This window comes from Chelativorans intermedius, from assembly GCF_025398255.1.
In the GTDB taxonomy this organism is placed as follows: domain Bacteria; phylum Pseudomonadota; class Alphaproteobacteria; order Rhizobiales; family Rhizobiaceae; genus Chelativorans; species Chelativorans intermedius.
In genome coordinates this window covers 34,754-48,200 of the sequence record NZ_JAODNW010000025.1, presented here as the reverse complement: position 1 = coordinate 48,200, position 13,447 = coordinate 34,754, and the positions used below count along the sequence as shown (strand labels likewise).

At 63.8% G+C, this 13,447-nt stretch carries 14 protein-coding genes; 7 read left to right on the top strand and 7 right to left on the bottom strand.

The features are described 5' to 3' along the window. Positions 1 to 309: 309 nt before the first annotated feature. Together NYR58_RS17150 and NYR58_RS17145 are read right to left on the bottom strand one after the other, a co-directional pair. On the bottom strand, positions 310 to 2,673 hold the full coding sequence (locus NYR58_RS17150) for a hypothetical protein (RefSeq protein ID WP_261522377.1): 2,364 nt from the start codon (positions 2,671 to 2,673) through the stop codon (positions 310 to 312). A 473-nt stretch (positions 2,674 to 3,146) separates the two neighbouring features. After that, positions 3,147 to 3,983, bottom strand: a complete 837-nt coding sequence (locus NYR58_RS17145; RefSeq protein WP_261522376.1) for a site-specific integrase — start codon at positions 3,981 to 3,983, stop codon at positions 3,147 to 3,149. Positions 3,984 to 4,358: 375 nt separating this feature from the next. Between NYR58_RS17145 and dusA the strand changes: the two genes are divergently transcribed. Further along, a complete protein-coding gene (gene dusA, locus NYR58_RS17140; protein WP_261522381.1) occupies positions 4,359 to 5,366 on the top strand; it encodes a tRNA dihydrouridine(20/20a) synthase DusA in 1,008 nt (335 codons plus the stop codon). Positions 5,367 to 5,447: 81 nt separating this feature from the next. Then, the gene (locus NYR58_RS17135; RefSeq protein WP_261522375.1) at positions 5,448 to 6,269 is read left to right on the top strand and encodes a sulfite exporter TauE/SafE family protein; all 822 of its coding nucleotides are present in this window, start codon (positions 5,448 to 5,450) and stop codon (positions 6,267 to 6,269) included. Here NYR58_RS17135 and NYR58_RS17130 read toward each other — a convergent pair. Next, positions 6,266 to 6,967 (bottom strand): TIGR02281 family clan AA aspartic protease, encoded by a 702-nt coding sequence (locus NYR58_RS17130; protein WP_261522374.1) that lies wholly within the window; start codon positions 6,965 to 6,967, stop codon positions 6,266 to 6,268. The two genes, NYR58_RS17135 and NYR58_RS17130, sit on opposite strands and share 4 nt — an antisense overlap. A 3-nt stretch (positions 6,968 to 6,970) precedes the next feature. Further along, a complete protein-coding gene (locus NYR58_RS17125) occupies positions 6,971 to 7,198 on the bottom strand; it encodes a DUF1289 domain-containing protein (RefSeq protein WP_261522373.1) in 228 nt (75 codons plus the stop codon). Between the two features lie 124 nt (positions 7,199 to 7,322). On the opposite strand from NYR58_RS17125, the gene NYR58_RS17120 reads away from it, so the two are divergent. Next, positions 7,323 to 8,255: a nicotinate-nucleotide--dimethylbenzimidazole phosphoribosyltransferase gene (locus tag NYR58_RS17120; RefSeq protein WP_261522372.1), complete on the top strand. Its 933-nt coding sequence runs from the start codon at positions 7,323 to 7,325 to the stop codon at positions 8,253 to 8,255. A 9-nt stretch (positions 8,256 to 8,264) separates the two neighbouring features. Here NYR58_RS17120 and NYR58_RS17115 read toward each other — a convergent pair whose 3' ends face one another. Next, positions 8,265 to 9,791 (bottom strand): sensor histidine kinase, encoded by a 1,527-nt coding sequence (locus NYR58_RS17115; RefSeq protein WP_261522380.1) that lies wholly within the window; start codon positions 9,789 to 9,791, stop codon positions 8,265 to 8,267. Between the two features lie 103 nt (positions 9,792 to 9,894). On the opposite strand from NYR58_RS17115, the gene NYR58_RS17110 reads away from it, so the two are divergent. The 4 genes from NYR58_RS17110 to NYR58_RS17095 all read left to right on the top strand — a co-directional run bounded on the left by NYR58_RS17110 (position 9,895) and on the right by NYR58_RS17095 (position 12,330). Then, on the top strand, positions 9,895 to 10,503 hold the full coding sequence (locus NYR58_RS17110) for a thermonuclease family protein (protein ID WP_261522371.1): 609 nt from the start codon (positions 9,895 to 9,897) through the stop codon (positions 10,501 to 10,503). Next, positions 10,490 to 11,101 carry a glutathione S-transferase family protein gene (locus tag NYR58_RS17105; protein ID WP_261522370.1) on the top strand — a complete coding sequence of 204 codons (612 nt, stop codon included), beginning with the start codon at positions 10,490 to 10,492 and terminating at the stop codon, positions 11,099 to 11,101. The genes NYR58_RS17110 and NYR58_RS17105 overlap by 14 nt, the downstream gene beginning before the upstream one ends. A 12-nt stretch (positions 11,102 to 11,113) precedes the next feature. Then, a complete protein-coding gene (locus NYR58_RS17100) occupies positions 11,114 to 11,728 on the top strand; it encodes a uracil-DNA glycosylase family protein (RefSeq protein ID WP_261522369.1) in 615 nt (204 codons plus the stop codon). 110 nt (positions 11,729 to 11,838) lie between these two features. Beyond that, positions 11,839 to 12,330 carry an Lrp/AsnC family transcriptional regulator gene (locus tag NYR58_RS17095; RefSeq protein ID WP_261522368.1) on the top strand — a complete coding sequence of 164 codons (492 nt, stop codon included), beginning with the start codon at positions 11,839 to 11,841 and terminating at the stop codon, positions 12,328 to 12,330. Between the two features lie 5 nt (positions 12,331 to 12,335). Here the strand turns inward: NYR58_RS17095 and NYR58_RS17090 are convergent, their stop codons facing one another. Then, positions 12,336 to 12,896 (bottom strand): DUF3299 domain-containing protein, encoded by a 561-nt coding sequence (locus NYR58_RS17090; protein ID WP_261522367.1) that lies wholly within the window; start codon positions 12,894 to 12,896, stop codon positions 12,336 to 12,338. Further along, entirely contained in the window at positions 12,893 to 13,444 is a 552-nt protein-coding gene (locus NYR58_RS17085) for a GNAT family N-acetyltransferase (protein ID WP_261522366.1), read from the bottom strand. The genes NYR58_RS17090 and NYR58_RS17085 overlap by 4 nt, the downstream gene beginning before the upstream one ends. Between the last annotated feature and the right edge of the window lie 3 nt (positions 13,445 to 13,447).

Here is a 13,447-nt window from a genome sequence, read left to right as displayed (position 1 = left end):
CTCCTGCAGGATCCCGACAATCTGTTCTTCGGTGAAACGTGATTTGCGCATCGTCTGTTCTCCTTGTTGCTTCGAACGTTAAGAGAACAAACTCTCCTTTTGAATGGCCCAGTTTCTTGGGGGCAGGTCAATTCCGCTTCCGGCCCTATACTGGCCGTGCCAACGTGGTGTCATGAAGGAATCGAACTCCTAAGTCCGTTGACTGAGCTTTCTCCTGTCCGAGATGATGGTCAAACCCATTTGCATCCTGGGCAACTTACGAGCTTCGTATGCGGCGCAGCTGCTTACCACCGGCTTGCCCGAAGCCGCCTACGCCGCTTCCCAGACCTGGTTCAAAATCCGCGCAGCGAGAGCCGCCTTGTCCTGCGGCAGAAAACGACCGTAGTGGTGCGCGACCATATCAGGGGTGTCCTGGATGGCATAGCTCGCCTGCTCATAGGAACCGGTCTGCTTGAGAATATGCGTCGCCAGCACGTCGCGGACGTTATGTGGGCCGTGAGGGAGGAGACCGGGAATCGCGCCCCGTCCCGTGTAGGGGTTATAGATTCCATATCGCTGGATCGTCAGGCGCCAGGCCTCATAAAATGTGTTCTGATCGTACGAAGCGTCCTTGCTCGTCGTCTTCACCGTCTTGACGAAGAATGTGCCTGGATCCTCGGCACCCCCGAGAAGCACACGCCGATGCCGGTCGATATAGGCCTCGATGTGATCGTAGAGGCCGCCGAGGTCAGGGAGGATCAGTCGAAACGGCTTGCTCCCGAAATAGGACGAGTTGGCGTTCTTGAAGGCGACCGACGGGATCAGCACTTCCCAGCCATTGTCTCGTTCGCTCCATCGGATCTCGCCGCGCTTCATGTCAGCCAGCTGCCGCTCGGATCGCGGCAGTTTCCCGCGTTCGCAGACCATCAACTGACGCAGGTTTTTCTGCCGCAATCCAAGGTGCAGCCCGAAGCGCAGCATCAGGAATGATCGGGCAGCTTCCGCCGCCGGGCGACGATAGAGCCGCTCGTCCGGCATGAGCCGGAGGATCTCTTCCGTGATCTTCCGATATTCACCGACCGGGCTTTCGGCCTCCAATACCGGCATGATTGGCTCGAACGGGTCACGATGCACCCGTGCGACACGCTGGATCTCCCTCGCGCGGGAGGACGCATGCTTGAAATAGACGTCGCAGGCATCGTCCCAGTCGGCACAGGCGCGGTCGATGTCCGCCTGCGTAATCAGTCCTTCGATCGGCCGGAGCCGTGATCCGAGACGAGGATGCTGCCGCAGCCAGCCCGTTTCCCTCCGGGTGAGGGCGAGCGAAATGCGCAGCATGTCCACCTCCCAGGCCGTATAGAAGCCACGCCGCCTTTCGCGCCATTGCACATACCAGTCCCAGATGGAGGGGAAAACGAGAAGGCCGAAGGTCAGGTGTTGCAGCGGCACGCCGTAGCCGCGGACCGGGCCGCGCGGATGGGCGGCCAATGCCCCGAACATCAGGCCGAGATGCTCAACCTTCTGCGATGCGGTCTCCTCGCCCCAGACACCATTCCGCTGCAGACCGAATGCGGTGAGCGTTGCGGTCTTGAACCGGATGAGTTCGGCCATTTCCATGGCGAGGACGGGTGGAGCATCGATGACGCCGGACCGCAGATCCGGATCGGTGAAGGAAGTGCTGTCTTCGTCCTGCTCCTCGTATTTGTTTCGGTGGCAATCCGCAGCGTCAGACTGACCGTATGCGATCCCTGGAAAACGGATTGCGTAGCGCTGCTTCATCGCGGCCGCCTGGAACCGCCTGTAGTCTGTTGAGCCCCTGATGATGACGCGCTGAACCCATTCAAGGATTTCCTCCTGTTCCTGGCGGGGGCGTGTGTTGAAATCGTCAGGCAGGTGCCAGGCGAGCCGCCGTCGCTCGGCCGGAGCGATATCGTCGAGGACGTAGCCAGAGGTCGACCGCGTCTGATGCGGGAGCTTTGCTTTGAAATAGCCCGCCGGGAGGCGATAGCGGCGCTCAACGCGACCGAGAACTTCCATGCTTGCAACGCTGCGGGGCGCCTTCGTTCCCTGCAGCCAGTGGCGGATCGTGGAATGGTCGAACTTTTCGTCATCGCGAACGACGGCACGGTGGAGATGCCAATAGCTGTCGCCGTGGCGACGCATGTGCAGCTCCAGTGCCTCCCGAAAGGTTGGTGGGTCGAGCCAGTCATCGAAGAGGGGTGTTGGGAACTCCTCGATCGCGCGCGGCTTGATGCCGGGCTTCCGCCGGTTCGTTGCGGGCTGCCGTTCTGATCGATCCGTCGCGTCAATGTGCGCGGCAGCGCTTGGCTTTTCCACTGGCTGTCGCGGAGGACGGCCGCGTCGCGGACGCGGCTTGGAATCCTCTGTCGTTCGGATCTTGGCGGAAGGGCGATTGGTAGGGTTTTTCGTATTCCGGACGATTGCGTCGAATGCCGGTTCGATCACCGCTCTCGCGCCCCGAAGGACATCCCTGTCAAGGCCGCATTGAAGAGCGATTTCATCCCAATCGTAGCCACGCACCTTGCGAGGCGGTGTTTGCGACTGGGCGATCAGGCAGAGGAGAAATTCTTTGATCCGTGTGCTGTCCCGCGGGGGCAATGCGGGATCGACACGGAGGCGGCAGAAATCGGAGATCTTGCGGGCAAGCAGTTTGGTATGCGGAAGGTCAGGCATGTGGGTAGGCTATGACGATTCTCTGCGGTGATTGACGAAGACCGCGGTCTTATCCGATTCGTCGCATCGGATGCCCAATCTCCTTGCCAATACGCTGGCACTGCCGATCGGACGGCTTTATGCTTCTGATGGAGTAGGCCCCAGCTTGTCATGATGTCGGCGATGTCGACATTCCTGCTTCCGATGACATACGTCGTGGCGATTGGGACCGAGGCCAAGCTTGTGGTGCAAGGTGTGAATAGCACTGACCGAGAGCGACGGGCCCATTTAAGCTGCCCTACCTCAGCATCCCCGCTATTTTAGTGTTGGTGGGATTGTTTAAATAGCGCCGCGTGTGAAGCCGTATCTCGGGTCTATTTCCTACGCTGCTGTGCGAATATTTGGTGAAGAAGCGCTGTCCCCATCAGGAGCAGCATGGGATGAAGCGGAGAGGTCGGTCGCAGGTAAAGATGATACAGCCCCCGCAACCAGACCTAGTCCTCCGCGAGCATTCGGAAGAACTCCTCCTCGGAGGCCTGCTTTGACGTCTGCAGCTGATGCAGATCCTCGGGTTTGAGGTTGGTGTACCGCCGGAGCATTTTCCAATCCCGATGCCCGGTTACCAGCGCGACGCGTTCAATCGTCAGGCCTGCCTCGAATAGCCTGCTTGTGGCTTCATGGCGCAGGTCGTGAAAGCGCAGATCCTCAATGCCGAGTTCCTTTCTTCCTCGTCGAAACGCCGTGCCAACCGATTTGTGGTGATAGGGAAAACAACGGCCTTTCCCACCGGTTAGCACCTTTTGTTCAAGAAGAAGGTGCCATGCATCAAAACCTGCAAGGTTGAGGAGGGGGACCTTTTGGTGGTTGCCATCCTTGCGGCGCGGATCTTTCCTGTCGCGGATGAGCACCACGCGCTTCTTGAGATCGACGTCGCTCCAATCGATTTTACAGATTTCCTCCTGGCGCATGGCTGTGGCGATCGCAAAACGGACGATCCGACCCATTGGAATGATCGTGTTGGACTTATTGTCGAAGTAATCGAGCAGCGCATCGATCTCGTCTTCGGTAGGGCGCCGATCTCGCTCGAATGATCGGCCGACGAGGCCAAGCCGGGTGAGGGCGGCCCGGGCGAGGCGGACGCTTTCGGTGTCGACCGATATTCCGTGAACTGCAGCTGCGTGCGTTAGAACTGTCCGAAGATAGGATAGGTCAACGGAAAGGGTAACAGGACCCGCTCCCTGTTTCGCACGACGCTGGCCGTATTTTATGATAGCCGCGCGGTCGAGACGTTTAATCCGGGTGGTGCCCAGATCACGTTTCAAAGCTTCCATGACAGCCTGCTTTGAACGTCGGAGGGGACGCCCGACCTCGTGGAGGTCCGAGACGTGCAGGTCAACGAGATCGGCAATAGTCTTGGCATCTCGAATTTGCCGATGACTTGGTTCGCCACCAATGTCGATCAAGCGCTCTGTTTCTATCGCCCACTCGTTGGCGAGGGACTTGAGACGGAACGTCTGCGATGCATATTTTCCCTTTCGGCGAACGAGCGCTCGCCAGGTTCCCTCTTTGGTTTTGACTATGGTCGCCATGTTCCGTACAGCTTCCGAAATCCGTACAATTTCCGTACACCAAGAGATCAAAACCGGTACAAATCCGTACAAAATGATCCAATTCCGTACAGTTCGTTCACGGTTCAGGCCATCGAAATGTATCATAAATCATTGAAAAACAAAGAGAAAATATTCGCCGTCGCCCCGATGATGGATTGGACGGACCGGCATTGCCGTTTCTTTCATCGCCAGCTTACCAGACGGGCGCTGCTCTATACGGAGATGGTGGTGGCCGATGCCGTCATCCACGGGGAGCGGGAGAAGCTCCTGGGCTTCGATGCCGTGGAGCATCCCGTGGCGCTGCAGATCGGCGGATCCGAACCTGCCAAGCTGGCCCGGGCGGCGGCGATTGGCGCCGATTTCGGCTATGACGAGATCAATCTCAATGTCGGCTGTCCCTCCGACCGGGTGCAGTCGGGAACCTTCGGCGCCTGTCTGATGAAGACGCCGGATCTGGTGGGTGCGTGCGTGGCGGCGATGAAGGAGCGCGTCAAGGTTCCCGTGACGGTCAAGAGCCGTATCGGCGTCGACGACCAGGACCCGGAGGAGGCGCTCGACAGGCTTGCCGAGGCGGTCTTTGCCGCCGGCGCGGATGCGCTGTGGGTGCATGCGCGAAAGGCGTGGCTGGCGGGGTTGAGCCCGCGCGAGAACCGAGAGATACCGCCGCTCGACTATGGGCGCGTGTATCGCCTGAAAGAAAAATACCCAAACAAATTCATAGGAATAAATGGCGGCATTCAAAGTCTGGATGAGGTTGAGGCGCACCTCCTCCGGCTCGACGGTGCGATGATGGGGCGGGCTGCCTACCACACCCCGGCACTGCTTGCGGATGTCGATCAGCGCCTGTTCGGCGAGAAGCGTCGCAGGGCCGATCCGGCTGCCGTTGTCGAGGCGATGGCAGCCTATGCCCAGCGTCATATCGCGGCTGGTGGCCGGCTTTCCCACATCACGCGCCATATGGTGGGGCTCTTCCACGGGCAACCGGGGGCGCGACGCTTTCGGCAGATCCTGTCCACGCGGGCCACGCGGCCGGGAGCCGGCGCCGATGTGCTGCGAGATGCGCTCGCCGCCGTCGGGCTGCCGGAGCGCGAGGCCGTGGCCTAGCCGCTTGCGGCTGGCGGCAATTTACTTTGGACGCGCGGCGCGCTAGCCAATCTCCCGACAAGGTATGAGGAGAGGGCGGGGATGGATTTGCCGGCAAGCGAGATCGCGAGTTTTGCGCTGGCCATAGGGGCGGCCGGTGTTGTGGCAGGGCTGCTGGCGGGCATATTCGGCATTGGCGGCGGTGCCGTTCTGGTGCCGGTCTTCTATCAGGTCTTCGGGCTTCTGGGTGTTGACGAATCGGTGCGAATGCACCTGTCGGTCGGGTCTTCCCTTGCCATCATCGTGCCCACCTCCCTGCGTTCCTGCCGGGCGCATTTCCTGCGCGGGGCCGTGGACATGGAGCTTCTGCGCAGCTTCGTGCTCGCCGTGCCCGCCGGCGTGGTGGCCGCCTCGCTCACGGCGGCCTTCATCTCCAGCGCCGGGCTGCGCGCCGTCTTTGCCGCGATCCTCTTTCTGGTGGGGCTGAAGCTTCTGTTCAACAGGAAAGGCTGGAAGATCGGCGAGGAGATTCCCGGCAATCCCGTGCGCTCCCTCGTGGGCTTCGTCATCGGCTATCTTTCCACGCTCATGGGGATTGGCGGCGGCATCCTCAACAACACCTTCATGACCTTGTTCGGCCGCCCCATCCATCAGGCGGTGGCCACATCCTCCGGCGTGGGCGTGCTGATCTCCGTCCCCGGTTTCCTCGGCTACATGTGGGCCGGCTGGGGCCTTGCGCAATTGCCCGTCGCCTCCACGGGCTATGTCAACTGGATCGCCGTGCTTCTGGTCATCCCCATCACATTGCTGGTGGCCCCCCTTGGCGTGCGCATTGCGCATGCGCTCGACAAGCGTCATCTGGAGATCGGCTTCGGCTGCTTCGCGCTGTTCGTCTCGGCGCGCTTCTTCTGGAGCCTTCTCTAGTCCCGCAGTATCAGGCGGTCGCCGCGCATCTCGAAGCCCGACAGGCTGCTCAGGAACTGCATGCCGAGCAAGGTCTGCTCCAGCCGCCCAGGTTCTGCCACCAGAACCGGCACCTGCGTGCGTTCGATGGGGCCGATGGCGAGCGTGTCGACCCTGGCGCGGGCCGCATGAGCGCGCCCATTGGCCGTCATCACGGGCACGGAAAAGCGCAGATCCTCGACCGCGATTCCGACGCGCCGGGCATCCGCGGCCGAAAGCACGGTCGCCGAGGCGCCGGTGTCGACCAGGGCACGCACCGTGGTTCCATTCACCTGCATGCGCACCTCGAAATGCCCATTGGAAGACTTGTCCAGCATCACCGCCTGCCCGCCGGTTGCCGAGGAGATGGTCATGGGACTGCCGGGCACGAGGCCGGCTGTCAGCCGGCTCGCCATGTCCTGCAGCTCGTAGCGGTACTGATAGCCGGTCGTCAGCACGAGAAGGATGATGAGCCAAAAGGCGAAGTTGCGCATGGCCGCCGAGCGCCGCCTGACCGAGAAGACAAGGCCGACGACCAGCACGGACAGCCACAGGCTCATATGCAGTAGGGAGGCGAAGGCGTCGTTCTCGATGCCGAACACCTGGCCGCTGTCGTGATTGGCGATGAGCAGAAGAAGGCCGGCGGCCAGAACGGCGATGAGAATCCAGAAGAACTGCATGGTTCAGTCCGCGCCGGCCGCGCGTTCGCGCGCCATCCGCCGGCGCCGCGTCTCGCGCCGGGGCTTGCGTTCCACCGTGGCAAGGCGGGCCGGCAGCACCTCCATGACGGCGCGCCGCTGCGCGGGCGTCATGGCGGACCAGGCGCCGATCTCGGCGCGCGTGCGCCCGCAGCCGAAACAATAGCCGCTCGCCTCGTCGATCGAACAGACGAGAATACAGGGAGATTCCATCGCGTCCTTCATTCCTGTCCTGTCGCTCCAGATGGGGCCGCCCGCATGCAATGACAAGCCTCCTGACCGTTGCCAGGCGCTGCCTTCCGCTTTATGCCACGGCCGGTTTCGGGAGAAAGCGACCATGACGACCAGCGGCCTGCCATTTGACGACATTCGCAACCTTGCACGCCAATTGCCTTCTCTCGACGGCATGGGCGGGCAGGGCGGCATGGACGGCCTTCAGGCGCTGGCTGCGTGGCTGGCCGCCGTCCGCGGACATGCGCCGGCGCGGGTGACGCGGCCGGTTGTCGCCCTTTTTGCCGGGACTCATGCGGTGGTGCGGCACCAGGGCATCGAGGAACCGGCGGCGGCGGTGCGCGCCGGGGTGGAGGCCATCGCCGCAGGCGCCGCCCCCATCAGCCATCTGTGCGCCGCCGGCGGGCTCGGGCTCAATGTCTTCGACCTCGCGCTGGATGTGCCCGTCGGCGACATCACCGAGGAAGCAGCCCTCAACGAGCGGGATGCGGCGGCCACCATGGCTTTCGGCATGGAGGCGGTGGCGCTGGGCGCGGATCTTCTGTGCCTCGGCGCCGTGGGCGGCTCATCCGACCTGCCGGCCAAGGCGGTGTTGAGCGCTCTTGGCGGCATCGAGGGAGAGGCCTGGGGCGAAGACGGTGTGCTGATCGGGAAGGCGCTTCGCCACCATGCCGGCCATCTGGCCGACCCTCTGGAGGCGCTGCGCAGGCTGGGAGGACGCGAGATTGCCGCGCTTGCCGGCGCCATCCTGGCGGCGCGCACCCAGAAGGTGGCCGTGCTTCTCGACGGCTTGCCGGCCATGGCGGCGGCAGCCGTTCTCCACGCGCTCAATCCTGCCAGCCTTGCGCACTGCAGGGTTGCCGATGTGCACGGCGAGCCGCACGGCCAAGTGGCCGCCCGCCTCGGTCTGCCGCCGCTTCTTGCCTTGGGGACCGGCGGGCGTGACGGAACGGGGGCGGCGCTGGCGGCAGGGCTGATGAAGGCCGCCGGCGAAGTGGCCTTCGGCATGGCGGAGGTGAAGCGCAGGCGCGCCGGCTGAGATGTCTTTTCAGGCGATTTGCTGCCTGCCTGCGTGTTCCTCGGCGGGAATGGCGGGCAGCTCTTCGAGCACGCGCGCCGGCGGGAAGGCGACAATCGCCTCGGTGCCTTCCCGCAGCCTGGAGCGCAACTCGAGGACTCCGCCATGAAGATTGGCCAGGCCCTGCACGATGGGAAGGCCGAGCCCCGTGCCCTGCTCGGCGCTCTTGATGGCGATGGAGCCCTGGCCGAAGGCCGCGAGCACCACCGGCAGCTCGTCTTCTGGAATGCCTGGCCCATTGTCGCGCACGGCGATGTATTGACCGCCGCCCGCCGTCCAGCCGACGCGCACGCGGATTTCTCCACCAGACGGGGTGAACTTGACGGCATTGGAGAGAAGGTTGAGGCAGATCTGGCGTATCGCGCGCTCGTCCGCCAGAAGCCGCGGCAGGGTCGGCTCCACCTGCTGCACGAGGCGTATGTCCTTGGCGCGCGCCTTGAGCTCCATCATGCGGCAGCATTCCTGCACCACGTCGGAAAGCACCAGCGGCTCCTCGTTCAACTGGTAGCGGCCGGCCTCGATGCGCGACAGGTCGAGAATTTCGTTGATGAGGTCGAGCAGGTGGCGGCCCGATTCGTGCACGTCCCTGGCATATTCGCGATAGGTTTCGTTCTCGATGGGGCCCAGAACCTCCTTTGCCATCACTTCCGAGAAGCCGAGAATGGCGTTGAGCGGCGTGCGCAACTCATGGCTCATGGAGGCCAGAAAGCGGGATTTGGCCAGATTCGCCTCCTCGGCGCGCCGCCGTGCCTCGTCGGAAACGGCCTTGGCTGTCTCCAGCTCGGCAATCAGCGCGTCCTTCTCGCTGCGGTAGGACAGAAGCAGCACCGCCGCCCGGTTGCGATGATGGGCCACGTAGGAAAAGAAGGGCAGGGAGAGGATGAGCAGCACCGCCATGATCGGCTCGACGGCAAGCGGCGGTCTGATATGGAGCGCGGCATAGGCGGCCACCGGCACGGCGAAGGTCGTAACCAGCGCACCGCGCAGGGATGCGGCAATCAGCGCAGTGGCAGCGATGATCATCAGAAGGATGATGGCGGTGATGAGGGGAATGTGGCCGAGCGCGCAGCTGGCGCAGTCGAGAAGGACGAAATAGGCCCAGCCCATGCCGCTTGCGAAATGGAGAGCCAAGAAACGGCGCTTGAGCGCCTTTTCTTGCAATTGTGCCGGCGCGGCCCTGTCCGTCCACCGGGCAAGGAAGTAGAGCGCGCAATAGCCGGCGCCGGTCAGCAGCATCCATGCAAGCAGTTCGCGGCCCATGCCGGCGGCGAAACCCACCAGGCCGACCACCAGCACCAGAAGGAGCACCGCCGGCGTGCTGCCCCGGATCGCGCTGGCATGGATCTTCAGCATCTCGCGGTCGAAGGCGGGATTGCCGGCTGCCTGGGACAGACGTTCGCGCGTGCGCCGCACCGCTCGCGCCACATCGCTGTTGCGATGTGGCTTTGTGCGGTCGACAATGAACTTGTCCACCGTTTCGCTGTCCCGGAGCGCCATCGGCTGCTTCATTCCCGCCATTTGCTCACGCAAACTACGCAAGAATGATTAAGAGACCCTTCAACCCATGAGCGTGCGCTATGGAAGAGGGCGCCGCCGCCCCATGCGGCATTGGCGTCGCTTTGGCGATTGGGCGGGTGCCGCGGCACTGCTGGCGCTTCTGGTGCTGGCCGCAGGCTTGTTGGGGCAGGGGATGGTGCGGGAGGTGAGCGGCCAGGCGACGGTCGCCGACGGCGACAGCCTGACGCTGGCCGGCGAGCGCTTCCGCATCGCCGGCATCGACGCGCCGGAATACGCGCAGACATGCAGCCGGGCGGGACGGGCCTATGCCTGCGGCCGCCGCGCCCGCCAGGCGCTGGCGATGCTTGCCGAAGGGCGTGCGGTGACCTGCCGGGGCCACGAGCGCGACCGCTATGGCCGATTGGTTGCCTGCTGCGAGGCGGGAGGGCGCGACCTCGGCCTTGCCATGGTGGAATCCGGCTGGGCAATCGCCTACGGTGACTATCAGGCAGCCGAGGCGGAGGCGCGGCGGGCGAGGCTGGGGCTGTGGGCGGGAACGTTTCAGAGGCCGCAGGAATGGCGGGCGGCGCGACAGGGCAGCGAGGAAAAGCGGCCTGATCCGGTGGCCTGGGTGCTGGAGGTTCTGCGGCGGCTCATCCGGCAACACTGGAGCCCCGAGGAAAGGGAAGGAGGTGGCGATGAAGCTTTATGACGGAGGCAGGGCACCCAATCCGCGGCGGGTGCGCGTTTTCCTCGCGGAGAAGGGGATCGAAGTGCCGCTTCAGCCCGTGGACATGGCCGCGATGGAGCACCGCAGCGAGGCGCTCGCCCGCCTCAACCCGCTCAGGCGCCTGCCGGTGCTGGAGCTCGACGACGGCACGGTGCTGACCGAGTCCGTCGCGATCTGCCGCTATTTCGAGGAGATACAGCCCGAGCCGGCGCTGTTCGGCCGCGGGGCGGTCGGCAGGGCGCAGGTGGAGATGTGGCAAAGGCGCGTCGAGCACGGCCTTTTCATGACCGTTGCCGCGGCCTTCCGCCACCTTCACCCGGCGATGAAGGGCTGGGAGGTGCCGCAGGTGCCGGAATGGGGCGAGGCCAACAAGCCAAAGGCCGTGGCGTTTCTGTACTTCCTCGATTCGGAGCTTGCGCAGCGCCCCTTCATCGCCGGCGAGGCGTTCACCATTGCCGACATCACGGGCCTTGTAGCCATACAGTTCATGAAGCCTGCGCGCATTGATATGCCCGCCGAGCTGAAGCATCTGAAGCGCTGGTATGACGCGGTGGCCGCAAGACCCAGCGCCGCAGCCTGAACAGCCGCCCCCATGGCAGAGGCGCTTGAGACGCTTGTGGAGCAAATCCACGCCTGCCGGCTGTGCCGCGACCGCCCGCTGGGTGCACCATTGCCGCACGAGCCGCGCCCCGTTGTGACGGCATCGCGGCGCGCGCGCATCCTCGTCGCCGGCCAGGCGCCGGGCACGCGGGTGCATGAATCCGGCCTGCCGTTCGACGACCGCTCCGGCGACCGCTTGCGCGACTGGTTGGGGGTAAGCCGGGAGGTGTTCCACGATCCCGGGCGCTTTGCCGTCATCCCCATGGGCTTCTGCTTTCCCGGCCAGGATGCGCGGGGCGGCGACTTGCCTCCGCGGCGCGAATGTGCGCCGGCCTGGCGTGCGCGGCTTCTGGCCGCCATGCCGCAAATCGAGCTGGTTCTCGTGGTTGGGCAATACGCCCAGGCATGGCACATGCAGCGGTTGCGCGCGCCCAGCCTTACCGAAACGGTGCGCAACTGGAAGGCGATCTTTGCTGCCGGCGACGGCCCGCACCATCTGCCTCTGCCGCATCCTTCGTGGCGAAACACGGCATGGATGAAGAAAAATTCATGGTTTGAGAGGGATTTGCTGCCCTTTCTTAAGAAAGAGATACAAAAGAGAATCTGACGGTCGCGCGGTCTGCTCAAACGCCGTGAATCTTCCTTGAGAAAATTTTTCTTGAAATCGGTGGAGAGATACGCAAGTTGTGGAATAAATTTCCAATCGGAGTAGGCCGAATGGACCGTCTCGACCGCAAGATCCTGCGCCTGTTGCAGGAAAACGCCACGCTCGCCGTGGCAGACATCGCCAAGAAAGTGGGCCTGTCGACCACGCCCTGCTGGCGGCGCATCCAGAAGCTCGAGGAGGAGGGGGTGATCCGCCGCCGCGTGGCGCTTCTCGATCCCGTCAAGGTGAATGCCCGCGTCACGGTGTTCGTCGCCATCCGCACGAACGCGCACAGCCACGAATGGCTGCGTCGCTTCGCGGAGGTCATCAAGGAGTTTCCCGAGGTCGTGGAGTTCTACCGAATGAGCGGTGACGTGGATTATCTTCTTCGCGTGGTGGTTCCCGACATCGCGGCCTATGACGCCTTCTACAAGAAGCTGATCTCCAAGATCGAGATCCGCGATGTCTCTTCCTCCTTCGCCATGGAGCAGATCAAGTACACCACCGAGCTGCCGCTCGACTATCTGGTGCTCGACAAGGAGCCCGCCCACACCACGGCGTGAGATGGCTAACCGCCCGGCGCGCCTTTCAGAAAGCCCCACGGTGTGCGCGAGGGCGACGTGCCGCTTTCCATGGCGGTGCGGAAGACGCGCGCTGCACTCAGGCGGTAACCGGACTCGATGACCGCCACGCCGTCGAGGATGAACAGCTGTGTCTTCTCCAGCCCCACACCGAGCCTGCCGCTGACAGTTACCGGCTCGTAGTTCATGGAGAGCCTGTAGGGCTTCTCCGGCACCACGCGCACCACCTGGGCAGGCGGCGGCTGCCGCATGTGGGAGCAGGCGCCGCGACGCGGCACCAGCATGAACGCATAGACCAGATCGCCCTCGCGGTCGGCAGGAAGGAGATAGCCAGAGATCTCGACAATCTCGCCGTCCAGGGCCGTGGTCAGCGCGACGTCCGTGTTTTGCGGTTTGGGCCTGGATGCGATCTTCTGCGTGGCGGAAGCGCTGCTCCCAGGCGGCAGAAGATCCTGCCATCCGATTCTCATTCCCTCCGTTGCCTGAGCTCCGGGGATCGCCAGGGATGCAGCCAGCGCGGCAAGAACGGCCCGGATATGCGGCTTCATGCGCGTTGCTCCCGCTCCAGCCGCACGACGTGGCGGCGTGATCCCGCCATCCCGATCTCGCGGAACCCGCGCCTGGCATACATGGTGCGGAAGCCCATGAAGCGGTAGCTCGGCGAGTCGGGGTCCACCGGAGAGGCCTCGACGGCCTGCGCCCCGCAAGCGAAGGCATGCTCCACGGCGGCATCGAGAAGCCTGGAGGCGAGCCCCTGCCGGCGATGGTCCCTGCGGATGAAGAAGCAGACGATCGCCCACACGTCCCGTTCGGCTTCGTCCTGCCAGGGCGACAGCCTGCGCAGGCTGTTGCGCGGTGCCACGGAGCACCAGGCCACCGGCTCATCGCCCGCATAGGCGAGCAGGCCCACTGGCGTGCCGGCATCGACAAGGGATTTCAGCGCCTGCTTCCTCTCCGCATTGCTTGCAGCCTGCCGGTCGGGCATGTCCCGCCACGCCATGCACCAGCAATATTTCGGTGCGCCCGGAGATTCGAACAAAGCCTCGAAATCGGCCCAGGTGTCGGCGGTAACCGGCGCAAAGCGCAGAGCCGTCACCTT